Raw genomic sequence first — 22,581 nt, 5'->3', positions numbered from 1 at the left:
GATACCGCCGTCTCTGTTTGGAGGCGTTCTAAAAGATAAATGTTGACTAATAAAGTCATGAAACATTAGATCGCGTCGATTTTCCCAGCGGAGCAGAAAACAATGCGGTTTTTCAACAGGGTGGCTGCGGCCGCCACGGGCTTTTGCGTGCTTTTTTCAACGGCAGCCTTCGCTGATGTCGTGACGCTGAAAGACGTGACCGGCCGCGATGTCGAGGTCAATGTACCGGTCGAGCACGTGATCCTCGGCGAAGGGCGCCAGATCTATTTCCTCGGTGCGCTCGACCGTGACGAGCCGTTCAAACGCGTCGTCGGCTGGCGTGACGATCTCTCCAAGGCTGACCCGGAAAGCTACGCCGCCTATCTCGCGAAATACCCTGATGTCGCCAAGCTGCCGACCTTCGGCGGCATGAAGGACGGCACTTTCGACATCGAGCAGGCGGTCGCGCTGAAGCCCGATGTCGTCTTGATGAATGTCGATGCCAAGACCGCAACGGAGGAGGCTGGCTACATCGAAAAGCTCGCCAAGGTCGGCATCCCGCTCGTCTATGTCGACTTCCGCGAAAAGCCGATGGAAAACACCGAGCCGAGCATGCGTGTGATGGGCAAGCTGCTCGGCAAGGAAGAGAAGGCCGAAGAATTCATCAAGTTCCGCGCCGAAAGCATCGCCAAGGTGACCGACGTTTTGGCGAAGGCCAACCCGAAGAAGCCGCTGGTCTTCGTCGAGCGCGCCGGCGGTTATTCCGACGATTGCTGCATGTCCTTCGGCAACGAGAATTTCGGCAAGATGGTCGAATTCGCCGGCGGCGTGAACATGGCCAAGGACATCATTCCCGGCACCTTCGGCACGGTCAATCCGGAGCAGATCATCGCTGCGAACCCGGACCAGATCATCGTCACCGGCGGCAACTGGCAGGGTTACGTGCCGGGCGGCGCCTGGGTTGGGGTCGGTTATGGCGCGGATGTAAAGGAAGCGGCCCGCAAGCTCGAAAACCTGACCAAGCGCCCGGCCTTTACCGGCGTCCAGGCGGTCAAGGACGGCCAGGTCCATGCCATTTGGCACCAGTTCTACAACAATCCCTACCAGTTCGTCGCGATCCAGCAGATCGCCAAGTGGCTGCATCCGGATCTCTTCGCCGACCTCGACCCGGAAGCGACGTTCAAGGAGCTGCATGAGCGCTTCCTGCCGCTTCCCTATGAGAGCGGCTACTTCGTTTCGCTGACGGCCAGCAAGTAAGCAGATCGACAGCCGGAGGAGGGGAGGTCTCTACGGCGCCGCGCGTCTTATTAGACGCGCAAAGGTCGCCGTAGCACTTTGAATTGCTGCATGTTTTCGTCCTTAAATCGCATGCGATTTAAAAAAAACAGCAGCAGCGTCGCGATCGAAAGGAATGAGAATGCCGATCTTCAGGAAAATCGCGTCGGCGATGATCGCCGCCATAGTGCTGGCGGCTCTGCCGGCTAGTGCTGCGGAAATCATCGACGTTACCGGCCGCCGGGTCGAAATCGCGCTGCCCGCCAAGCGCGTGCTGCTGGGCGAGGCGCGGCAGATCCATGTCGCGGCGGCGCTGAAAGGCGAGCATGTCTTCGACACGATCGTCGGCTGGCGCGACGACCTCGTGAAAAAGGACCCGGATTCCTACGCCGCCTATGTCGAGCGCTTCCCCGAGATCGAGAAGCTGCCGCGTTTCGGCTATATCCCTTCAGGCGATTTCAGCCTCGAAGCGGCGATCGCGCTGAAGCCCGATGTGCTGACCCTGAACCTCGAGGCTGAGAAGGCTGTCGAGGAATCGGGCTTCATCGAAAAGGCGGCGGCTGCCGGCATCGCCGTCGTCTATCTCGATTTCCGCGTCGATCCGGCTGCCAACAGCGAGAAATCGGTCGAAATCCTCGGCCAACTCTTCGGCGCCGAGGCAAAGGCGCGTGAATTCATCGAATACCGCAATGCCCAGATCGCGTTGGTGACGGACCGCCTGAAGAAGGCGGGGGCAATCGCACGCCCGAAAGTCTTCATCGAGCGCTCTCCCGGTATCACCGGCGACGTCGTCTGCTGCCGAACCTTCGGTCCGGCGAATTTCGGCAAGATGGTGGAAGAGGCCGGCGGCCACAATATCGGTTCGGACGTGATCAAGGGCACCTTCGGCGACCTCAATCCTGAGCAGCTCATCGTCAGTGATCCCGATCATGTCATCATCACCGGCAGCAACTGGTCGGCGGAATCCGATCTCAACCAGTTCGTCAGCGTCGGCCGTGGCGCCGATGCGGCGGCGGCTGAGGAGCGTCTGCGCGGCCTGATGCAGCGCCCGGGCTTTCCCGGCCTGAAGGCGGTGAAGGAAGGTAACGTGCACGCCGTCTGGCATCAGTTCTACGGCGCGCCTTACGAGTTCATTCCGATCCAGCAGTTTGCCAAATGGTTCCAGCCGGAGCTTTTTGCCGACATCGACCCGGACCGGACTTTCCGCGAGTTTCACGAGAAGTTCCTGCCGGTGACCTATCGCCCGGGCTACTTCGTCTCGCTTCCGAAGGATGGTGAATGATGGTTGCCATGACTGACCAGATTTCCGGCGTTGAGGGACGGGGGCGCTATCGCGCGCTCGTCCTGCGCCGTTTGGTGCTGATCTTCTGTCTCGTCGGCGCGCTGTTTGCGTCCGTCGCGGTCGACATGGCGCTTGGCCCTGCAAATTATCCGCTTGCCGATGTGCTGACGGCGCTGTTCCGGTCGGAAACCGTGAGCGACCAGCTCCGGGTGGTGATCTGGGACATCCGCATGCCGATCGCGCTGATGGCCGTGACGGTCGGCGCCTCGCTGTCGGTCGCCGGCGCGCAGATGCAGACGATCCTCGCCAACCCGCTGGCAAGTCCGTTCACGCTCGGCATCTCCGCCGCTGCCGGTTTCGGCGCGGCCCTCGGCCTCGTTGCCGGCGTCGCGGTCTTTCCGGTTGCGGTCCAGTACATGGTGCCGATCAACGCCTTCCTGATGGCGATGCTGGCGGCGCTCTTCATCCACTTCGCCTCCACCATGCGCGGCGTCACAGTGGAAACGATCGTGCTGCTCGGCATCGCGCTCGTCTTCACCTTCAATGCTGCGCTGTCGCTGCTCGAATACCTCGCCTCCGAGCAAGCGCTGGCCGCGGTCGTGTTCTGGACGATGGGCAGCCTCACCAAGGCAACCTGGCCGAAGGTCTGGATCACCGGCGCCGTGCTGCTGTTCGCCTTGCCGCTTTTTGCACGGCACGCCTGGGCGCTGACGGCGCTTCGGCTCGGCGACGACAAGGCGGCGAGCTTCGGCATCAATGTTCGCCGGCTAAGGCTCGAGGCGATGATGACCGTCAGCCTGCTTGCGGCGATCCCGGTCTCCTTCGTCGGCACGATCGGTTTCGTCGGTCTCGTCGGGCCGCATATCGCCCGCATGCTGGTCGGCGAGGATCAGCGCTTCTTCCTGCCGGCCTCGGTGCTCTGCGGCGCGCTGCTGCTTTCGGTCACCTCGGTCGTCAGCAAGATGCTGATTCCCGGCGCGGTGCTGCCGATCGGCGTCATCACCGCGCTCGTCGGCGTGCCCTTCTTCTTCGTGCTGATTTTCACCAACAGGAGGCGTGCATGGTAAGCCTGACGCTGGAAAAGGTTGGTGCGAACTATGGCCGGCGCGTGGTGCTGTCGGACGTCAATACAGGTGTCCTTAGGGGCGGTGGCCTGACGGCGGTGATCGGTCCCAATGCCGCCGGCAAGTCGACGCTGTTCAAGCGCATCGCAAGCCTGACGTCCGGGCCCGGCACCGTCCACCTTTCGGACACGTCCAAGGGGCCCGAGGGCATCTGCTACATGCCGCAGGATACCGGCGCCAATGCCGTGCTCACCGTCTACGAGTCGGTGCTTCTGTCGGCCAAGCAGGGTTCCGGCTGGAAGGTGAAGGACGCCGAACTCGCCGAGATCGACCGGGTGCTCGGCGAGCTCCGGATCGCCGACCTCGCCTTTCGCGGCCTCGGCGAGCTTTCCGGTGGCCAGCGCCAGCTTGTCTCCATAGCCCAGGCCCTGGTGCGCAAGCCCGAAGTGCTGTTGATGGACGAGCCGACCTCGGCGCTTGATCTCTTCCGCCAGATCGAGGTACTCGGCTTCATGAAGCGCCTGTCGGCGCAGTCGGGCATGGCGGTGCTGATCGCGCTGCACGACCTGAACCATGCGCTGCGCTACTGCGACGACACGATCGTCATCAGCGGCGGCTCGGTGCTGGCGAGCGGCCCGACCCATGAGGTCATCACCGCGGACATGCTGCGCTCGGTCTACCGCGTCGAGGCGCGTGTGGAGGCTTGCTCCATGGGGCGTCCGGTCGTCATCGTCGACGAGTCGCTTTAGGCGCCAGAACAATTCCATGAGAATTTGAAGCGGTTTCCGTCTGGAACGGCACCAATTCAAGAGGCTGGAAAGCACTTCGCCGCCGAGGCGGCGAAGTGCGGCTTCTGAGATCAGGTCGGCTTGTGCCCCTTCAGGCCGTAGAAGGCGATATAGGCATAGCAGGCGACGGGCATCAGGAAGGCAAGGTGGATGCCGATGTTGTCGGCAAGGCCGCCCTGAACGAGCGGCAACAGCGCGCCGCCGACGATTGCCAGGCACAGGATGCCGGAGCCCTGGCTCGTATATTTCCCGAGGCCGTAGAGCGCCAGGCTGAAGATCGTCGGGAACATGATCGAGTTGAAAAGCCCGATCGCCAGAACCGACCACATGGCAACGCTGCCGCCGGCAAAGACGGTTAGCAGCAACAGCACGATCGCTGCGACTGCGTTGAAGGCCAACGCCTTGCCGTCGTCGACGAAGCGCATCGCAACCGCGCCGATGAACCGGCCGACCATCGCTCCGCCCCAGAAATACATCACATAATGGGCGGCTTCGGCCTCGGAGAGGCCGGCAATGTCGGGCTGGTTCAGGAAGTTGACGAGGAAGCTGCCGATACTGACCTCCGCGCCGACATAGACGAAGATGCCGATGGCGCCGAGGACCAGGTGGCGGTAGTGCCAGGCCGACTTGCCGTCGGTGATCGGCTCGATCTCGTCATGCACTTCGACGGTCGGCAGCTTCAGGGCGGCGAAGAGCGCCGCAAGCAGCAGGAAGGCGGCGGCAAGAAGCAGGTAGGGCATCTTGACCGCGCTTGCTTCGGCGAGCCTCAGCGCGTCGAGCTGCTCCGGCGTCGCGCCGGCAGTGGCGACGACAGCAGCCGACAGGATCAACGTTGCACCGAACATCGGGGCCAGCGTCGTGCCGAGCGAGTTGAAGGCCTGGGTCAGGGTCAGACGGCTCGCGGCCGTATCCGGCGGACCAAGCACGGTCACGTAAGGGTTGGCCGAAACCTGCAGCAGCGTGATGCCGCTCGCCAGCACGAAGAGAGCACCGAGGAACAGCGCATAGATGCGAAAGCTTGCCGCCGGGACGAACAGCGCGCAGCCGATGGCGGCGATGACGAGGCCGAGCACGATCCCCCATTTGTAGCTGATGCGCTTGACGAGCGCGCCGGCGGGCAGCGAGACGATGAAATAGGCGCCGAAGAAGCAGAATTGGATCAGCATCGACTGCGTGTAGTTGAGCGAGAAGACGTTCTTCAGATGCGGGATCAGAATGTCGTTCAGGCACGTGATGAAGCCCCACATGAAGAACAGTGAGGTGAGCGCGAAGAGGGCAAATCGATAGCCCGTCGCGTCCGGTGACGCGGATGAGGCCGCGCGCGTGGGCTCAGCGCCCTTGGTGATGATACCTGCCAATGGTTTAACCTCATGATGTCGTTGACGCCGGAGCTTGGGGCCTTGGGAGGGCGTCGCATTGGACGCGCCGGCGGCAGCCGTTGATCTTCACTTGGGAGCACGAAGATATCCGGTTGCGCGGCGCTTATACCGCGCGCACAGGGCTTTGACAGTGTGAAAGGTAGGATTTCCCCGGTCGCAGGCCGGCTATCGGTCAGAGCGTGGCCAGTTCGCGATTGGTAAGTGTGCCGACATGGGCCCGTTTGATGTCGAGCTTCCGTTCGAGCGCCGCCATGATGTCCTCGCTGAACTCGATCGATGTCAGTTCGGCGATTTCAGGCAGTGCTCCCGGGGTAAAGACGTTGACCTCAACGAGCTTGTCGCCGACCACGTCGAGACCGACGAGGAACATGCCGTCGCGCACCAGCTTCGGCCGCATCTGCTCGGCCACCGCGAGCATTTCCGGCGTGACGACGGCGGCGACGGGCCTGCCGTTGACATGCATGTTGGAACGTAGCTCACCTTCCGCCGGGACGCGCCGAACCGCAGCGTAGGTATCGCCGCGTTTGAGCGGCCGGCCGTTCATCAGGAACAGCCTGACGTCGCCTTCCGTTGCTGCCGGCAGATATTCCTGCGCGATCACATAGCCCATCTCGCTGACCGCCTCGAAGATCTGGTTGAGGTTCGTCTCGTGGCTGGAGCTAACCTTGAAGACGTTCTTGCCGCCGGAGCCCTGCAGCGGCTTCAGAATGACACCTTCCGGGTGCTCGTCGACAAAGGCCCTGATCTCCTCAATATGCTTCGAGATCAGCGTGGTCGGCCGAACCATCTCGGGAAAGTCCTGGAGATAGAGCTTGTTCTGCGCCCGCGTGAGCCCGTCGGGATCGTTGACGACGATTGCCCCGCGCTCGGCCGCAAGCCGCCCGAAAATCACGCCCGCCTGGGTGGCCCAGGGGCGCGGACCGGCGTCTTCCGACGGGTCGCTTCTCAAAAACAGAACGTCGACGTCGGCGATGTCCAGCGTCTCACGCCGCGTGGCGCCGCTCCGCAACGCGGCGATGAAGGTTTCGGCCTTGCGCGGCTTCGCCGCGCCGAGGTTGAGGGCGTGGATCATCAGGCGGCCATCGGGCCTCAGGATGAAATCACCAGGGGTGACGTAGACGATCTCGTGGCCACGGGCGAGTGCCGCAAGCGCAAGCGATGTCGTCGCATAGACCGTCTCTTCGCCCTCGATGGAGTTGACGAAAAAGGCGATGCGCATTCAGTTTCCTACTCTGCGACCATGTCGAGCGGGGTAATTCCCCTCTGGGCTCGCTGAAGTCGGTCGCGCGCTTTGACGTCATCGAGGAAAATAGGGCGAATGGCCGCGGCACCAAGGAGGCCGCGCAAATTGAGTTCCTGGATCGCACCGAAATGCGACGCGGCGATCTTGCCCATCCAGAAGGGCTCGAGACTGCCGCCGTCGGCGAGATGCTCGAGAAGCTGCAACAGGCCGCGCAGGTAGATCGCGTCCTTGACCAGCCCGCCGCCGCGATAGATGCGCAGCGTAATGTTGAAGGCCTCTGTGGTGCCGAAGCCGTGGCCGTCGACGAGCAGCCGGTAGGTCTCCGGAAACAGTGCGCCGTCAAGCAGGGCCGCGCAGCCGACGACTCTCGCCGCAAGCACCCGCAGCCGGTCCGCGGTCATGCCGGCACTCAAGTATTCGGCGAAAACGGCAAGCCCTTCCTGCATGCCTTCGTAACCGGCAAGCCCTGAGCGGAGGATCCGGAGGCCCTGGGCCGAGCCGTTGAAATAGGTCAGCAGGTGCACGCCGACCTCGTGGCTGAGCAGCGCCTCGACGCGATCGGGGTCGAGTGCCGAGCTTCTGGCGATCAGCAGTTGACCGCGCGAGACGAGCAGGCCGGCTGGCAGGTCGTCGCGAATTTCGACGGACGCGGTGAAATCGGCGGACTGGCGCCGATAGGCTGATATCATCGCCTGGGCTCGCTCCCTTATGTAGTCGCAGTCGCGCTTGTTGCCGGATGTCGGAGACGAGGCGCCATCGGCTGCGGTGCGCGCGAGGATGTCGGACGCGGCGTTGAGAAGGTCGCTTTCCACCGGGCCGTAGAGTGCGCGGCCGAGTTCGACGAATTTGCGGGTCTCGCGCGCGGATATCATCGAGAGCTGCAGATCGACCTCCTGCTGCTTTTCCCGATAGAGGGCATAAAGCAGCGGATCTTCGAGGTGTTCGAAGTTGAGGGTGAAGAGTTTGCGCTTGGCCGTTTCGATCTGCAGCGCCAGCGGCCGATAGTAGAGGCGGGGACTTCGGGAAAAGCCGCTCGACGCGAATTCCGCCCAGGCGGTTTCGGCGTTGATCGGCGTCACCGCGAGCAGGAAATCGAAGCTCGAGGCGATCTCGTCGATGCCGCGGTCGGCACGCACGACCGCGTCGACGAAGGCTTTCCGGCCAAGGGCGCGATGCGTCGGTAGCCGGAAGTCATCGGACCGCGCGCGGGCGAAGGCCGCAACGGCGCGGAGCCCAGCATCGAAGACGCTCGCAACCAGCCGCTCGCGCAATTGCGGATAGATGCGGCGGGTGCCCGGCTCGCAGTAGATGGGGGCAAAACGCACGGTGAGATGGGGATAGTCGAGCGCCAGGGTCTTTCGGCCTGCCCGTGCCTCCGGTTGCCGCTCGACAAGCGTCACATGCGGGGTCCGGAACTTTCCCTCGATCGTCGCAGCGGTCTCGATCAGTGCTTTCGCGGCAACCTGCTCGGCGCCGCTTAGCCCGGCGACGACCTCGATCAGGAAGGGCGGCAGGAACGGCGCGTCCTTGGCCGGCGGGTCATCGCTTTCGAGCTCGGCAAACTCGAGAACGATGAACATGCCCTGCCGCTCTTCGATCACGCGGCCGACCCGCTCGATGACGACGGCGGCGATATCGACGCTCGGAGCCAGCAGATAGGCGGCATTCGCCTGGGCGATATCGCGCGCGACCGGCTGCTGGTGCTCGGCTGCGATATGGACGCAGAGGAAGGGAAGCAGGCGGTCGATGTGCAGCCGTCCACCCTCGCCGAAGTCCCGTCGCACGGCGCGACCATCCTTCAGTCGGGCAATGGCTTCATCGAGCCACTCCGGGTCAGGGCTCGCGCGCATGGGTCTCCCGTCCGTCATCGCTGCCTCGCGAGCGCCTCGGTCAGGATCGGAACGAGTGATCCGACCAGTGTGCGCAGCGACCTCAGCGCTTCGAGGTCTGGCTTGCCGGTCCACTCGTCCATGAAGGTCTTCTTGAACTCGATCGCGATCGCGCAGCCCGTATCGGGAAAGTGCTCGTGGATGAAGCGCGTCTGTTCTCCGCGTCCCTGGAAGGCAATGTTTTCACGCACATCCACAGGCCGACCCGCGAGCGTGGTGGCGCTGATGGCAGCGACCAGCGTATCGATCACGTCGGCCCATTTGGCCCGATCCATGGAGGAGGTTCCGATGTTGATCTCGGGTGCCTCGGCGATATCGGCCGGTTCGGCCTCCGGCCCCTGCCGCCGATGGTTGTAGCTGTGTATGTCGAGCACGATGAAGCGCTGATGGCGGCGCTCGATCGCCGTCAGCATCGACCGGAGCATGGCATAGTATTCGTCATGGACGGCAAGGGATGTTTCGATCAACTCCGCAGGCGGCTGCTCCCGCCAGACGGAAAGACCCCAGGCCTGTGCGGGCTGGAGGTAGACGGCGCCTACGCGGGCACGATTGATATCGACCTCGAAGCGCGAGCGATGGACGACGATGCGGTTGGCAAGGTCCCGGATGATGAATTCGGTGAACGGGTCCTCCTCGCGCAGCCTTTCTTCCTCCGTCAACGCCACCAGCGCCCGGGCATCGCTGCGCATGGCATGCCCATTGTGGATCGCGGTGCCGACGATCGGTCCATCGCCGCGATTTACGGTCCACCAGGCGTTCTCCGTGGCTGAACGGAACTGTTCCGTCGGCTCGCGTTGCATGTTCGCTCCCGCATGCCCTCACTATGGGCGCTTCGGGAATGCAACTCCCGGGCACGCCCGAGAGTTCCGCAAAGATTCAAAATTCCATGGCAGATCAGTCCGGTTCGGGGTGCCGTTCTCGGTTCCCGCTTCAGCGCGATGACACCCCGATTTCGCCGAGGATCCATTGGCGGAAGGCGCTGATCTTCGGTGAATTGCGCCGCGTCTCCGGGTAGACCAGCCAGTAGGCATGGTCGTCGTTGCAGAGAAGATCGAAGGGCTGGACGAGGCGCCCATCGGCCAGCTCGGCGGCGAAGAACGCCGGCGTCAGGATCGCCACGCCCTGGCCGGCCGTGGCGGCGTTGCCCTCATAGGCCTGCGCGCCCATGCTGGCGCCGGGACGACTGGAAAGCCCCTCGGCAGGCACATTCGCGGCCGCAAACCATTTCGCCCACCAGGGATCGCCGGGATCGAGCAGCGGCAGACGCAACAGATCGGCCGGCTCCTTCACCCCGCCGATACTGGCCGCAAGGTTCGGGCTGAGCATAGGGGTGAAGTCGGCGTTGATCAGCCGGTGCGCCACAAGCCCCGGCCAATCGCCGCGGCCGGAGCGAATGCCGATATCGACCTCCTCGCGGCTGAAGTCCACCAGGTGAGGCTCCGTTTGAAGGCGGACGGCAAGGGAAGGGTGGGCGATCTGAAAGGAGCCAAGACGCCGCGCCAGCCAATTGGAGGCGAACGTGGCGATCGTGCTGATGACAAGCGTTCCCTGGGCGCCGCCGCGCGCCGTGACATAGGCTTCGCTGAGCTGCTCGAAGGCCTGCGTGACCGCCGGAGCGAGCCGCTGTCCGACTTCTGTCAAGGCAATCTGCCGCGGTCGGCGCAAAAACAAGGGCGCGCCGACCCGATCCTCGAGAACCTTGATCTGATAACTCACCGCGGCCTGCGTCGTGCCGAGCTCGGTTGCGGCCTTCGTGAAGCTTCCATGCCGGGCGACCGCCTCGAAGACGCGGATCGCCGTCAATGGTGGAAGCGGAAGTGTCTTATGCATTAAATGGCCTTATGCATGGTAAGCGATATTCGATTGGAAGGTGATGCCGCTCGTAACCATTTTCAAGATCCGTCCATTAGACGGATTGATGAAGAGGATGACGGCTATGACAACCATTCAAGTACGTAGTTTTTCGTCGACAAACGATTTTTCCGCGCGCTCCTGGCTGGCGTTTCTGTTCGCTCGAAAGCGTCGTGCGCTCGAGGTCGTCGATGTCAGAGACCTGTCGGATCACCTGAAACGGGACATGGGCTTCCTCGATGGCAACCGCCCCGACGCGAAAGACCTCCCGACCGCTTGAATACTTTCGACCTGGGCGAGCCTCCCATCGCCCAGGTCCACCAATGCCAAGGGCATGACACCGCCGCCGCCTCCTTCCTCCGTTACACTACCCCTGCACTCGCAGCTCCGACGTCCGCCAAAAGCGGAGCAGTTTTTCATCTCTCGCTCGCTCTTTGGGTCAGAATTCCTTTAATCTACTATTTGAGTGGATAATCTCGGAAGGCTCGGTCAGGAATCGAGCTGGGCAGAAACGCCCTCCGGTCGGCGCAGGTTTGCGTTGATCGGCTGAAAATGAGGTCCGAGATGAGTATGCTGCGGCAATTTGAGCGTTTGAGCGCAATTCGCGAGGTCCTGCAGGGCCGTTTGGAACTGCACGAGGCGCGGGACTGTTTCGGCTTCGACGATGTCGAGGACGGCACGGCCAATGAGCTCAGGGACCGCATCGCCGAACTCTCCGATGAAATCTCGACCTTAAGAAGTCGTTGCGACCGATACGAAAGCTTCGGCCGTCAATGACCAACCCGAAAGGCGGCAGCACGTCGCCGATGAATGGACCATCCCCATGACCTTGCATGTGAATTCACGCGTCGCGGATCACGCGATCAATCCGCTTTTTCTCGAACGCTGGTCGCCGCGGGCCTACTCGGGCGAAGAGATTTCCGAGGCCGAACTGTTCGAAATCCTGGAGGCCGCCCGCTGGGCGCCATCAGCCTACAATGCCCAGCCCTGGCATTTCGTCTATGCCCGCCGCGGCGGACAGGACTGGGAGAAGCTGCTCGGTCTTCTGAACGAGTTCAACCGCAGTTGGGCAAAGGAGGCTTCGGCCCTCATCTTCGTGCTGTCGAAAACCTCCCTGCTGCCGCCAGGCGCCAGCAAGGAGGTGCCTTCCTACACCCATTCCTTCGATACGGGCGCCGCCTGGGGCGCACTCGCCCTGCAGGCGGCCCATTCCGGCTGGCAGGCGCACGGCATGGCCGGCATCGACTACGACCGCGCGCGGGCCGAACTCGAAGTTCCTGAAAACTACCGGATCGAGGCTGCCGTCGCGATCGGACGCCTCGGCGATAAGGCTCTGCTTCCGGAGGCTCTGCAACAGCGCGAGCAACCAAGCCCGCGCAAAGCCCTCTCCGAAATCGTGTCTGAAGGGCGCTTCGTGGCCGGCTAAGCTTCGGCAGACTTGGACGGGGAGCGGGGGTACATTGCCGGCCCGCTCTCCTCAGCGATCGTCCGTTTCATCCTTGCTCGTCGCGTTCAGCGCCTGAACGCTGATGGCCGCGACGAGGCCGGTCAGGACGATGCCGGAAAAGCCTATCACCAGAGCCAGCAGCCGTGCGCCCAGGTGTTTGGGCGTGATGTCGCCGTAGCCGATCGTCAGCCCGGTGACGAAGGTGAAATAGAGGGATTCATCGAGCCGCCATTCCTCGATGCGGCCAATGATGACACCGCATCCGGTCATCACGATCAGGATTGCGGAGAAGATCGGCCAGAGCACCTGAAGTTGCTGGTAGAGATTGGAGAAGAACAGGCGCCGCATTCTTTTTGAATGGCTCCTGCGATGAGATTTCGCCACGCAACCCTCCCTCTCGCCAGGTAGGAAGCCCGCCGTGCTAACGATTCCGTACGCCTGCGACGGTCCGCCTTGGCTTCGCTCCCTGCCGCCGAAATCCCCTCTCGGCCCGGCACCCGCAGTCCTCAAGATATCCGCAAGTCGAGCAGCCTGCCAGCGTCTGCTTTGGTAGGCGACAAGTGATGCCCGAAGTGTGGCTGAGGCGTTCCTTGCAACGGATTTTACCCAGTGCTATCGCTTTAGAATAACTTCATGAAAGCTCCTGCCAGAGGATAGTCCGGATGGCATCGAACGAGCATTCGCCTGTCGGCGACGGTCGCGGTGCCACTGCGGGTTTCCGGCTCGACGTGACTGCAGGTCTCACGGCCGCTGCCGTGGTTCTGCCAAAGGCGATGGCCTATGCCACGGTCGCCGGTCTGCCTGTCAGTGTCGGTCTCTACACCGCCTTCGTGCCGATGATCATCTACGCGCTTCTCGGCACGTCCCGGGTGCTGAGCGTCTCGTCGACCACGACCCTTGCCATTCTCGCCGGAACACAGCTCGGCCTTGCCGTCCCGGATGGCGATCCCGGCAAGTTGATAACGGCAACCGCGACGCTGACGGCGATGACCGGTGGGCTTCTCATCCTGGCTTCGCTTCTCCGCTTCGGCTTCGTCGCCAACTTCATCTCCTCGCCGGTCCTGATCGGCTTCAAGGCCGGCATCGGCCTCGTCATCGTGCTCGACCAGGTGCCGAAGCTGCTTGGCCTTCACTTCACCAAGGAAGGCTTCTTCCGGGATATCCTGAGCATCGCCGGCCATCTGTCCGAGACCTCGCTACTGACGCTTGCAATTGCGGCTGCGGCGCTGGTGGCGCTTCTTGCGATGGAGCGGCTCTGGCCGCATTCGCCGGCGCCGCTTCTGGCGGTGGCTGCAGGCATTGCGCTTTCCTGGTTCGCCGGCCTCGAGGCGCTCGGTGTCTCCACCGTCGGCTTCATCCCGCAGTCTCTGCCTTCGATCACGCTTCCGAGCCTCGGTCTTGCTCAGGAGCTTCTGCCCGGCGCGCTCGGCATCGCCTTGATGAGCTTCACCGAGACCATCGCCGCCGGACGTGCATTTGCCGCCCCCTCCGACCCGCCGATCAGGGCGAACCGTGAATTACTGGCAACCGGCGCTGCAAATCTCGGCGGCGCGCTTTTCGGCGCCATGAGCGCCGGCGGCGGAACATCACAGACGGCCGTCGTGCGTGCCGTCGGTGGACATTCGCAGGTGGCGTCGCTGGTCACCGCGGCGGCAGCGGCTGCCACGATGCTGGTGCTGGCGCCCATGCTGGGTCTGCTGCCGCAGGCGGTCCTGGCGGCAATCGTCATCGTCTATTCGATCGGGCTTATCAAACCGGCGGATTTCTGGTCGGTCCGCAAGGTCCGGCGAATGGAGTTTCAGTGGGCGCTGGCGGCTTTCCTCGGCGTGCTGCTCTTCGGGACGCTGCAGGGCATCATCGTCGCGATCGTGCTTTCCTTCATCGGACTGGCCCGCCAGGCGGCATCGGCGAAGGTCTATGTCGTCGGCCGCAAGCGCGGCACCGATCGGCTCCGGCCGCTGTCGCCGGATCATCCTGACGACGAGACCTTCGAAGGGCTGCTGATCCTTCGGCCGGAGAGGCGCCTGTTCTTTGCCAATGCACAGCAAGTGGCAGACCAGGCGCAGATGCTGGTCGCCAAGCACAAGCCCAAGGTTCTCGTGCTCGACATGAGCCGGGTCTTCGATATCGAATATTCCGCGCTGCAAATGATGACGGAGGGCGAGCGTCGCATCAGCGAGCACGGGGTCACCGTCTGGCTGGCCGAGCTGAACCCGGATGTGCTCGCCTATGTGCGGGCCTCCGGTTTTGCCGATCAGCTCGGCCCCGATCGCCTGTTCGTCAACACGCGCACAGCCCTTCAGCACTATCTGGCGAGCATCGCTCCGGCAGCGGCCTGATTCACTCCGCGATCAATTCTCCGGTGCCGCCAAATGCCGGCGGGAAGTCGCGATACTTGGGCAAGCCGTCCTTCATCGGCAGCACCGTCTCCTGATAGTTGACGTGGAGCGCGGGTTTGAACGGCAGTGCCGGGATGACCGCAGCAAAGACGTCCGTCACGCCCCAGAGCGGATGCTCGGTCATGAGGTGACCGCCGCAGGCCTTGCACCATTTGCGCACGCTCGTCGCGGTCTTCTGGTAGCCGACAAGATTGTCCGCGCCCTTGACGATGCGGACCTTCTCCGGCGGCCAAAGCGTGAAGGCATTCACGGGTCCCGCCGACCACGTCCGGCACGAATTGCAATGGCAGAAGCCCATGGCGGCCGGATCGCCGCTCACTTCGATCTCGACTGCGCCGCAGAAGCACTTTCCGTTGTAGCTGCCGTTCGCTGCCATGACTGTCTCCTTTCGGTTCGCGTCATCCGGAGAATGGGCTCTCGCGGATGGCCGATATGAACCCAAGCCTGAGCGTGTCACGCCTGATCCTGAGGTCAACGCCTCCTTTCGAGCTAGGTCCTATAGCCGGTTACCGGATGAGGCTTTGCTGCAGCACGATGCGAGCCGACAAACCGCCGCCCTGCCGGTTGCGGAGCTCGAGCTCCGCGCCGGTACGATCCAGCGCCCGTTCGACGATGCTGAGGCCCAGGCCGCTGCCGACCGATGTCTTGAAGCGGCCGCGGAAGAAGCGCTCGGTCACGTGCGGCATCTCCTCGTCGGGAATGCCAGGGCCTGTGTCGTTGATCACAATGACGAGGCGGCCGGCCGCCATCTCGCAGGTGCAGGAGACTGTTGCGCCAGGCGGCGAATGGTTGATCGCATTTTCCAGGAGGTTGCGCGCCGCCAGGCGAAACAGGTCCGGATCCATCTCGATCTTCACACCGAAGAGGTGCGGGTCGATGGCGACGTCGACCCGGTGAGCCTGGCCGGCGAGTTCGGTCCGAAGACCTGTCAATATTTCACCGGCATTGAAGGCTCCTGCTGGCTTGGCACTCTCGGAGGCCTCGACGGAGGCGATGTCGAGCAGTTGCCGCACCAGCTTGCCGGTCCGGTCGACCCCGGCGACAATCTGGCCGAGCGCCTTTTCACGGATCTCGCCGTCGTCGCTGGCAAGCGCGACCTGGGCTTGCGTCTTGAGGCCGGCCAGAGGCGTGCGCAGTTCGTGGGCGGCAAAGGCGATGAAGTTCTGTTCGCGCTCGCGGGCACCGGCGACGCGGGCGAAGAGGCCGTTCAGCGATTTCAACACCGGGCTGATTTCGCGCGTCGTGCCCACGTCTTCGATCGCGTGCAGATTCGAAGCCTCGCGCGCGGCGAGATCGCCCGCAAGTTTCCGGAGCGGTGCCAGCCCGCGCCCGACGCTGAGCCAGATCAAGACGGCCAGAAGGGGGATGATCAGCAGCGCCGGTAGCAGCAACCCCTTGACCAGATCGTTGACCAGCCGGTCGCGGATGCGAAGGTTGTCGCCGACGAGGACGCGTACGCCGAGGCTGGCATTCTCGACCGCGAAAACCCGCCAGGTCTCACCGTTGATGACGGTTTCCGAGAAGCCCATCGCATGCGGCGCGAGCGTCGTGTCGGGAGCGCTGTCCGACTTGCCGATCAGCGTGCCGTCCAGCGACCAGATCTGGCAGGAGAGCTGCCGGTCGTAGTGCGGGTGCTCCAGAATCGGAATCTTGATCGCGCTCTGCGCCGGACGGTTGGCGTCACCGTCGCCTTCCTCCTTCATCATGTCTGGGCTGACGATCAGCGAATTCACCATGCGCGCGGCCTCCATCAGCCGCGCGTCGAGCACACGCTCCACCTCGGCGCGCGTGCTGAGGAAGATCCACACCGTCGCTGACAGCCACAGCAGTCCTGTCGTGATCAACAGTATGGCGAAGAGGCGGGTGCGCAGCGACCGCATCAGCCGGCCCCACCCAGCCGATAGCCGATGCCCCTGACGGTTTCGATCAGGCCGGGGCCGAGTTTGTTGCGCAAATGATGGATGTGGACCTCGACGGCGTTGCTTTCGATTTCCTCCTGCCAGCCGTAGAGCCTGTCTTCGAGTTTGGTTTTCGAAAAGATGACGCCGGGATGTGCCATCAGCGTGTGCAGGATCGAATACTCACGCCGCGAGAGCTGCACCGGTTTGCCGGCCTGTTCCACCGATTGCCGGGCGGGATCGAGCCGCAGGCCTGCCCATTCGAGCGCCGCCGTCGCACGGCCGGTAGACCGCCGAGACAGCGCCCGCAACCGTGCGGCCACTTCGTCGAGGTCGAAGGGTTTCCCGAGGTAGTCGTCGGCGCCGGTGTCGAGGCCGGCCACGCGATCGCGAACCGTGTCGCGGGCCGTCAGCAGGAGCACGGGAGTGTCATTCTGGCTGGAGCGCAAGTCCTTGAGGATATCCATGCCGGAACCATCCGGCAGCATCAGATCGAGTACGATCGCGTCGAAGCTGTTGGCGGCGAGTGCCGTCGCCGCCGCGTCGCAGGTGCCGACCGCATCGGTGGTAAATCCGGCCAGCGCCAGGCCGACCTTCAGGCCGTCTCTGAGGATATCGTCGTCTTCGACGATCAGGACTCGCATTGCTATTCCTCACATTTTTGAGAGCGGAACTCTTAAATCGCTCCCTTAAGGCAGCCTTAAGGTAGGACTTCCCTCTGAAGCGGCATTGCAACAATCGAATCGTTGAATGCCCGATATGACCGAACCAAACGAGCCCTCTTCATCCACGGCCGATCACAAGACCGGCATCACGCTCACCCGCCGCAGCCTTGTCGTCGGAGCAGCCTCGCTGTTCGCCACCGGTTGCGCGACCGCGCGTCCGACGCCGGCGGTCGTGCCGGCGGCAACACCCGTCCGCGCCGCGGCCGGGCCGACCGTGCCGCCGATGTACCACGCGATGCCGGATGAAGAGTTTCCGATCCCCGAGGTGAGGGTCGCCGAGATCGATCCGAAGTTCTGGCGACAGGAGGTGGATTATCCGAGCGGCGAGCGGCCCGGCACGCTCATCGTCGATACGCCGGCGAAGTATCTCTATCATGTGCTGCCCGGCGGGCGGGCGATGCGCTACGGCATCGGCGTCGGCCGCGAGGGTTTCGCGTGGTCCGGGCGGGCGATTGTCGCCTACAAGCGCAAATGGCCGCGGTGGACTCCGCCCGATGAGATGGTCGCGCGCCAGCCGAAGCTCGCGCCCTACAGCATCGCCAATGGCGGCATGCCGCCGGGCATCAAGAACCCGCTCGGCGCCCGTGCGCTCTACATCCACAAGGACGGCAAGGACACGCTCTATCGGATTCACGGTAGTCCCGAGGCGCATTCGATCGGCAAGGCGGTCTCGTCGGGCTGCATTCGCCTGCTCAATCAGGATGTCGTCTATCTCTACGATCAGGCGCGGGACGGTAGCACCATCGTCGTCATTCCGGATCCCACGAAGGGCGATCTGGCCATTGGCTAAAGGCAGCCAACAGAGGTGGCGCGGGAATTCTGCAACACTCCGGAAACGAGTGCTCGCAGCGGGCGGCGATCCACGCCAAAGAATGATTATCACCACATTTCGGTCACGGTTCGGCCCAACAGCCTTGGGCCTCTCCTCGGAACATTTCCTACCGAAATCCCCAACCTGGAATAGAATAAAGTGTCGATGAATTTGTCCCGCCGCTCGCTGCTCGCGGTGATCGCCAGCTCTGTCTTGAGCGCTTGCACGCAGATCCCGAAACCAGAACCGAAGCCGAAGCTGATCGAGCCGATCGCCGGGGACGGTGGCTCGCCGGAGAAGGCAGCCGATGCCGCGGGCGTGCCGACGAAGACCTTCGATTATGCGAAGATCTATGGGCCGGTGAAGGACGAGGGCTACGACGTTCCAGGCATCCAGTACGGTGAGATCAAGCCGCAGTTCCTGCGCCAGGAAGTGGCCTATGCCACCAACGAGCCGCCCTATTCGATCGTCGTCGATACCCAGACGATGTTCCTCTACTACGTACTGCCGGGCGGTCGCGCCATCCGCTACGGCGTCGGCCTCGGGGCCGCGGGGCGCGCCTGGAAGGGGCGCGCGGTCGTGCACTGGAAGCGCAAGTGGCCGCGCTGGACGGTGCCGGACGACATGGTAGCGCGCCAGCCGCACCTCAAGAAATACGGCATTGACGCCGGCGGCATGGATCCGGGTCTCGACAATCCGCTCGGCGCGCGGGCCATGTACATTTTCCAGAACGGTCAGGACACACTCTACCGCATCCACGGCTCGCCGCAGTGGCGCTCGATCGGCAAGAACGCATCCGCCGGCTGCGTGCGCATGCTGCAGCAGGACGCGATCGATCTCTACGATCGCGTCCGCGGCAAGACCCCGCTCATCGTCCTGTGACGCGCTACGCTTTGGCGTGATTTTCCAGCTTTCACCGGACGGATTGCCTCAGAGCGGTTGAGGCGGCGGAAGTCCGTCCGGTCCCATTTGCATATAGTCCTGCGGCTGCGGCAGTGGCTGCGAATCCGGAAGTGGCTGCGAGTCCGGAAGTGGCTGTATTTCCGGCATCGGCTGCGATTGCACCATGCCCCCGCCCGTGAGGTCAGTGACGACGATCGGCGTGCCGTTTGGCACGCGATTGTAGAGGTCGACCACGTCCTGGTTGATCATGCGCACGCAACCCGAGGATACCGATTTGCCAATGGTCCACCATTCCGGTGAGCCATGGATGCGGTAGAGCGTGTCCTCGCCGTTCTGGAAGATATACATGGCGCGCGCGCCGAGCGGGTTCTTGAGGCCGGGGTCCATGCCGCCGGCCTCGATGCTGAATTGTTGCAGCTCGGGTTGGCGCGCCACCATTTCGTTCGGCGGTTTCCAGCGCGGCCATTCGCGTTTGTACTGGATGACGCCGCGCCCGGCCCAGGCGAAGCCGGCGCGCCCGAGGCCGACGCCGTAGCGCATCGCCTGGCCGTTCTCGTAGACCCGATAGAGAAAGTGGTTGCCGACGTCGACGACCAGCGTTCCCGGCTTCTCGCCGGTCGGATCGGCGACCATCTGGCGATAGAAACGGGGCTCGATCTTCTCGTAGGGGATGGCCGGCAGGGGATAGGGTTCGTTCGGCTTCTCGCCGTACATATCCGCAAGGAAGGCGTTCGCCTCGGGCACAGGTTCCGGTGCATAGGAGCGCGTCATCGTCGGCCGCGTCGAGGCACAGCCTGCCAATCCGGCGGCCGCGAGCCCCGCGGAGAGTTGCAGGAAGGTGCGGCGGCGGATCTCTCTTTCAGGCATGGAACCCTCGATCGTCCGGTGTTCGCTTCTGGCGATACAACCGATCTTGTAGGTCAATTGTCGCCAGCCGACGAACGATCACAGGCCGGCGTAGGGATCCGCCAGCGCCGCTTCGGGTCGGCTAATAGGATACTTAGTTCCCGAGATCTTCGCTGCCAGCTTTTCGGCGCCGTTTTTCTCAAGGAGCGCCCGGAAGCTCGGATGCATGCCGCCGTCGACATAGGCGTTGAGCGGCGCCGACGTCTGGTTTGCCATCAGGCCCGCGAGCTTCGCGTCCTCCGATTGCAGCTTTGCCACGAGCCCGGCGTCTGGCGCCGTCGCAGCGGCGGGGCAGGCCGCGAGCGGATCGGACGGCTCGCCATCGGCGAATTCGGTGTTGAAGACATAACGGCGACCGCAGGCCGAAACCTTCGGCTGGCGCCTCGTCGTCTGGAAGATGTCGTAGCCCTGCTTGATGTTCTTCCAGAACTCGAAGTTCGGATCGCCGCGATGCTTGGCCATGTTTTCGGCGGTCATGCGGAAGGGATAGGCCTGCACCTGGAAGGTGCCCTGGCCGCCGGCAAGCGCGCGCTGGACGACGGAGTAGATCTCGCCGACGCCCTGGTCCGTAAGTGCGTAGCAGCCCGACGACGAGCAGGCGCCGTGCACCATCAGCGCTTCGCCGGTATAGCCGAGCGCCGACTCCAGCCGGTTCGGATAGCCGAGATTGAAGGACAGGAAATATTGCGACTTCGGGTTCAGCATACCGGCCGAGACATTGTAGAAACCCTCCGGCGCCTGGCGGTCGCCCACCTTCGTCTTCGGGCCGAGCTTCCCCGACCAGCGGCACATGGGGTAGGTCTTCAGCAGGGCGTATTGGCCCTGCTTGTTCTGTTTCCAGACTTCCAGCTCGCTTTCCTGCTTGAAGATGCGCACCAGAACCGGGCTTTCCGGCTTGCTGCCGTTCTTCGCCATGGCGGCGATCAGCTTGGCCGGGATCGGCGGCGGTTCGCGCACGTCGTCGGCATCGAGCGCCATGCAGCTGGAAAGCGCAAGTGCCATCGCGCCGATCGCCAGAGCATGCCGCATCCGACGCACCTGCGTGAAAAACTTGCCAGTGGAGGGCGTTTGGGAAGAGGGGCTCTGTATCGTCTCGCGCCGCATGCGGGCTCCTGGCTATGCTGCCGCCGCCCAGCGTCTTGCGTTCGGCGCGGTTACCGACGGCATGCGTTCGACGCACAGCGGGTCGGCTTTAGTTCAGCGATTAAGCGGTGGCAGCCCTGGCTGCAAGCCTTTGTCCTGGGCGCTGGCGATCAACAATACTTGAACGCGCGCCGCCATAGCTGCCCGCCGATTGGGTCGATGTTGAGACAAGATGGTGAATTTTTTCTCAACGCGGGCGCCGGATTGCTCCAGGCGCGTCAGTCCCGTGGCTCGCTGCCGGGCGCGTAGACGGTCTTCTGCCTGAACGCAAAAACGTTGCCGCAGCGGCAGCGGACCATGTGCTTGGCGGGGTCGGGAGAGGTGCGCTCGGTCGAAAAGCCCTTGGGCATGACGTCGATGAGAAAGCCGCGATTGCCGCCCTTCGCCTTGTCATTTTCAGAGGCTTCGGCGAAACCGGACGCCCCGCATTTCGCGCATTCCAGCTTTCTCGAATAACGATCCCGCGACGCCATCTTCCATCACACCTGATTGCGCTGCCGCGCCGTTCCGTCGAACCCGGACCTACAGGAGCCGGCCTTTCGGTTCAAGCTCGGCCGCTGTCATGACCGTCATTTCTCGCGCTCTATTGGGCGGGATGCATCGAGAAGCCGCAGCGGCATGCGACATCAGGCTTACCGATACCCAGTGACATCGGCCGGCTTGTTTGCCTCCATCACCTCGCGCATGTAACGCCAGCAATCGGGCCGCGAGCCGTCGAGATCGGTGAAACCGTAAATCTGAGCCAGTCCACCGCTCGACAGCGACTGGCCGTTCCAGCGCGCCCTGTCCGGATCGGCCGCCAGCGCCGCCACGGCGCGGCCGACGAAGCGCGGGCTTTCGGAAATGACGAAGTGCGGCTGGACCTTGGCCCCCTCCAGCCAGGTTTCCTCGGTCGCCTGAAAATGCTCCAGCATCATTTCGGAGCGCATCCAGCCGGGCGTGATCGAAACCGAGGTCGCACCGTGCGGCGCCAGATCCTTGGCATGGGCCCAGGCCATGCGGTTGGCCCCCACCTTGGCGAGGTCGTAGAAGGGGGAAATGCGGTAGTGAGTGGCATTGTACTCGGCGGTGCCATCGGTGACCTCGACGAGCAGCCCGCCCGGCTTCTCTATCATCAGGGGCAGGGCGTAGTGCGCGGTGATCAGGTGGGTGTCGATGCCGAGGCGCAGAAGCCTCAGGCCGTTCTCCAGATTGTGCTCCCAGACGGACTTCTCCCACTCGAACAGGTTTTCTCCGCCCCAGACGTCGTTGACGAGGATATCGAGCCGCCCCTGTTCACGGCGGATGCGCGTGACCAGCGCTGCGACTTCGGCCGGGTGGAGATGATCGACCTGAACGGCAATACCCTTACCGCCGAGGCTGGTGACGATGTCGGCCGTTTCCTCGATCGTTTCGGGCCGCTTGTATTCGGATTGCTGTTGCCTTGTGGTGCGGCCGGTCACGTAGACGGTGGCGCCGGCGGCGCCGAGTTCCGCGGCGATGCCGCGCCCGCCGCCCCGTGTCGCGCCGGCGACGAGCGCGATTTTTCCTTCGAGCGTCATTGTTTTCCTCCTTGGGGCCGATAGCCGCTGGTGCTTTCTCTTGAATTGGATATATAAA

The 22,581-nt window shown here is 63.4% G+C and carries 23 protein-coding genes; 10 read left to right on the top strand and 13 right to left on the bottom strand.

The window, feature by feature from the left end:
* The first annotated feature begins 102 nt into the window (after window positions 1–102).
* The 4 genes from IB265_RS17110 to IB265_RS17095 all read left to right on the top strand — a co-directional run bounded on the left by IB265_RS17110 (window position 103) and on the right by IB265_RS17095 (window position 4,349).
* Window positions 103–1,236 carry an ABC transporter substrate-binding protein gene (locus IB265_RS17110; protein ID WP_057251857.1) on the top strand — a complete coding sequence of 378 codons (1,134 nt, stop codon included), beginning with the start codon at window positions 103–105 and terminating at the stop codon, window positions 1,234–1,236.
* Between the two features lie 160 nt (window positions 1,237–1,396).
* Window positions 1,397–2,536, top strand: a complete 1,140-nt coding sequence (locus IB265_RS17105) for an ABC transporter substrate-binding protein (RefSeq protein ID WP_112996266.1) — start codon at window positions 1,397–1,399, stop codon at window positions 2,534–2,536.
* The gene (locus IB265_RS17100; RefSeq protein WP_057251855.1) at window positions 2,533–3,603 is read left to right on the top strand and encodes an iron ABC transporter permease; all 1,071 of its coding nucleotides are present in this window, start codon (window positions 2,533–2,535) and stop codon (window positions 3,601–3,603) included. The genes IB265_RS17105 and IB265_RS17100 overlap by 4 nt, the downstream gene beginning before the upstream one ends.
* Window positions 3,597–4,349 carry an ABC transporter ATP-binding protein gene (locus tag IB265_RS17095; protein ID WP_057251854.1) on the top strand — a complete coding sequence of 251 codons (753 nt, stop codon included), beginning with the start codon at window positions 3,597–3,599 and terminating at the stop codon, window positions 4,347–4,349. Before IB265_RS17100 ends, IB265_RS17095 begins: the two co-directional genes overlap by 7 nt.
* A gap of 110 nt (window positions 4,350–4,459) precedes the next feature.
* Here the strand turns inward: IB265_RS17095 and IB265_RS17090 are convergent, their stop codons facing one another.
* The 5 genes from IB265_RS17090 to IB265_RS17070 form a co-directional block, all read right to left on the bottom strand.
* Window positions 4,460–5,734, bottom strand: coding sequence for a sugar MFS transporter (locus tag IB265_RS17090; protein WP_244495659.1), 1,275 nt, complete (start codon window positions 5,732–5,734; stop codon window positions 4,460–4,462).
* A 205-nt stretch (window positions 5,735–5,939) separates the two neighbouring features.
* Window positions 5,940–6,986, bottom strand: a complete 1,047-nt coding sequence (locus IB265_RS17085; RefSeq protein ID WP_057251852.1) for a glutathione synthetase — start codon at window positions 6,984–6,986, stop codon at window positions 5,940–5,942.
* 8 nt (window positions 6,987–6,994) lie between these two features.
* Window positions 6,995–8,860, bottom strand: a complete 1,866-nt coding sequence (locus IB265_RS17080; protein ID WP_375293070.1) for a flavohemoglobin expression-modulating QEGLA motif protein — start codon at window positions 8,858–8,860, stop codon at window positions 6,995–6,997.
* Window positions 8,861–8,874: 14 nt separating this feature from the next.
* The gene (locus tag IB265_RS17075) at window positions 8,875–9,699 is read right to left on the bottom strand and encodes an N-formylglutamate amidohydrolase (RefSeq protein WP_057251850.1); all 825 of its coding nucleotides are present in this window, start codon (window positions 9,697–9,699) and stop codon (window positions 8,875–8,877) included.
* Window positions 9,700–9,829: 130 nt separating this feature from the next.
* Window positions 9,830–10,729, bottom strand: coding sequence for a LysR substrate-binding domain-containing protein (locus IB265_RS17070; RefSeq protein ID WP_057251849.1), 900 nt, complete (start codon window positions 10,727–10,729; stop codon window positions 9,830–9,832).
* Window positions 10,730–10,772: 43 nt separating this feature from the next.
* On the opposite strand from IB265_RS17070, the gene IB265_RS17065 reads away from it, so the two are divergent.
* The 3 genes from IB265_RS17065 to IB265_RS17055 all read left to right on the top strand — a co-directional run bounded on the left by IB265_RS17065 (window position 10,773) and on the right by IB265_RS17055 (window position 12,176).
* Window positions 10,773–11,030, top strand: coding sequence for a hypothetical protein (locus IB265_RS17065; RefSeq protein ID WP_309140366.1), 258 nt, complete (start codon window positions 10,773–10,775; stop codon window positions 11,028–11,030).
* A 284-nt stretch (window positions 11,031–11,314) separates the two neighbouring features.
* A complete protein-coding gene (locus IB265_RS17060) occupies window positions 11,315–11,527 on the top strand; it encodes a hypothetical protein (RefSeq protein WP_057251848.1) in 213 nt (70 codons plus the stop codon).
* 46 nt (window positions 11,528–11,573) lie between these two features.
* Window positions 11,574–12,176 (top strand): nitroreductase family protein, encoded by a 603-nt coding sequence (locus IB265_RS17055; protein ID WP_057251847.1) that lies wholly within the window; start codon window positions 11,574–11,576, stop codon window positions 12,174–12,176.
* Between the two features lie 51 nt (window positions 12,177–12,227).
* On the opposite strand, the gene IB265_RS17050 is transcribed toward IB265_RS17055, so the two are convergent.
* The gene (locus IB265_RS17050) at window positions 12,228–12,545 is read right to left on the bottom strand and encodes a potassium channel family protein (RefSeq protein ID WP_057251846.1); all 318 of its coding nucleotides are present in this window, start codon (window positions 12,543–12,545) and stop codon (window positions 12,228–12,230) included.
* A gap of 314 nt (window positions 12,546–12,859) precedes the next feature.
* Between IB265_RS17050 and IB265_RS17045 the strand changes: the two genes are divergently transcribed.
* Window positions 12,860–14,536, top strand: coding sequence for a SulP family inorganic anion transporter (locus tag IB265_RS17045; protein ID WP_057251845.1), 1,677 nt, complete (start codon window positions 12,860–12,862; stop codon window positions 14,534–14,536).
* Between the two features lies 1 nt (window position 14,537).
* On the opposite strand, the gene IB265_RS17040 is transcribed toward IB265_RS17045, so the two are convergent.
* The 3 genes from IB265_RS17040 to IB265_RS17030 all read right to left on the bottom strand — a co-directional run bounded on the left by IB265_RS17040 (window position 14,538) and on the right by IB265_RS17030 (window position 17,138).
* Window positions 14,538–14,972, bottom strand: coding sequence for a GFA family protein (locus IB265_RS17040; RefSeq protein WP_057251844.1), 435 nt, complete (start codon window positions 14,970–14,972; stop codon window positions 14,538–14,540).
* 130 nt (window positions 14,973–15,102) lie between these two features.
* A complete protein-coding gene (locus IB265_RS17035; RefSeq protein ID WP_057251843.1) occupies window positions 15,103–16,476 on the bottom strand; it encodes an ATP-binding protein in 1,374 nt (457 codons plus the stop codon).
* Window positions 16,476–17,138 (bottom strand): response regulator transcription factor, encoded by a 663-nt coding sequence (locus IB265_RS17030; protein WP_057251842.1) that lies wholly within the window; start codon window positions 17,136–17,138, stop codon window positions 16,476–16,478. The genes IB265_RS17035 and IB265_RS17030 overlap by 1 nt, the downstream gene beginning before the upstream one ends.
* Before the next feature lie 115 nt (window positions 17,139–17,253).
* On the opposite strand from IB265_RS17030, the gene IB265_RS17025 reads away from it, so the two are divergent.
* Together IB265_RS17025 and IB265_RS17020 are read left to right on the top strand one after the other, a co-directional pair.
* Window positions 17,254–18,009: a L,D-transpeptidase gene (locus IB265_RS17025; RefSeq protein WP_057252106.1), complete on the top strand. Its 756-nt coding sequence runs from the start codon at window positions 17,254–17,256 to the stop codon at window positions 18,007–18,009.
* A 186-nt stretch (window positions 18,010–18,195) separates the two neighbouring features.
* Window positions 18,196–18,912, top strand: coding sequence for a L,D-transpeptidase (locus tag IB265_RS17020; protein WP_057251841.1), 717 nt, complete (start codon window positions 18,196–18,198; stop codon window positions 18,910–18,912).
* A 48-nt stretch (window positions 18,913–18,960) separates the two neighbouring features.
* Here IB265_RS17020 and IB265_RS17015 read toward each other — a convergent pair whose 3' ends face one another.
* The 4 genes from IB265_RS17015 to IB265_RS17000 all read right to left on the bottom strand — a co-directional run bounded on the left by IB265_RS17015 (window position 18,961) and on the right by IB265_RS17000 (window position 22,523).
* Complete coding sequence (locus tag IB265_RS17015; protein ID WP_082615919.1) at window positions 18,961–19,800, bottom strand: L,D-transpeptidase; 840 nt, start codon at window positions 19,798–19,800, stop codon at window positions 18,961–18,963.
* Window positions 19,801–19,878: 78 nt separating this feature from the next.
* On the bottom strand, window positions 19,879–20,868 hold the full coding sequence (locus tag IB265_RS17010) for a murein L,D-transpeptidase family protein (RefSeq protein WP_057251840.1): 990 nt from the start codon (window positions 20,866–20,868) through the stop codon (window positions 19,879–19,881).
* A 332-nt stretch (window positions 20,869–21,200) separates the two neighbouring features.
* Complete coding sequence (locus tag IB265_RS17005) at window positions 21,201–21,455, bottom strand: hypothetical protein (protein ID WP_057251839.1); 255 nt, start codon at window positions 21,453–21,455, stop codon at window positions 21,201–21,203.
* A gap of 159 nt (window positions 21,456–21,614) precedes the next feature.
* Entirely contained in the window at window positions 21,615–22,523 is a 909-nt protein-coding gene (locus IB265_RS17000) for an SDR family oxidoreductase (protein WP_057251838.1), read from the bottom strand.
* Between the last annotated feature and the right edge of the window lie 58 nt (window positions 22,524–22,581).

Source organism: Ensifer sp. ENS10 (genome assembly GCF_014852025.1).
In the GTDB taxonomy this organism is placed as follows: Bacteria; Pseudomonadota; Alphaproteobacteria; order Rhizobiales; family Rhizobiaceae; genus Ensifer.
This window is presented reverse-complemented; position numbering and strand designations above follow the sequence as displayed.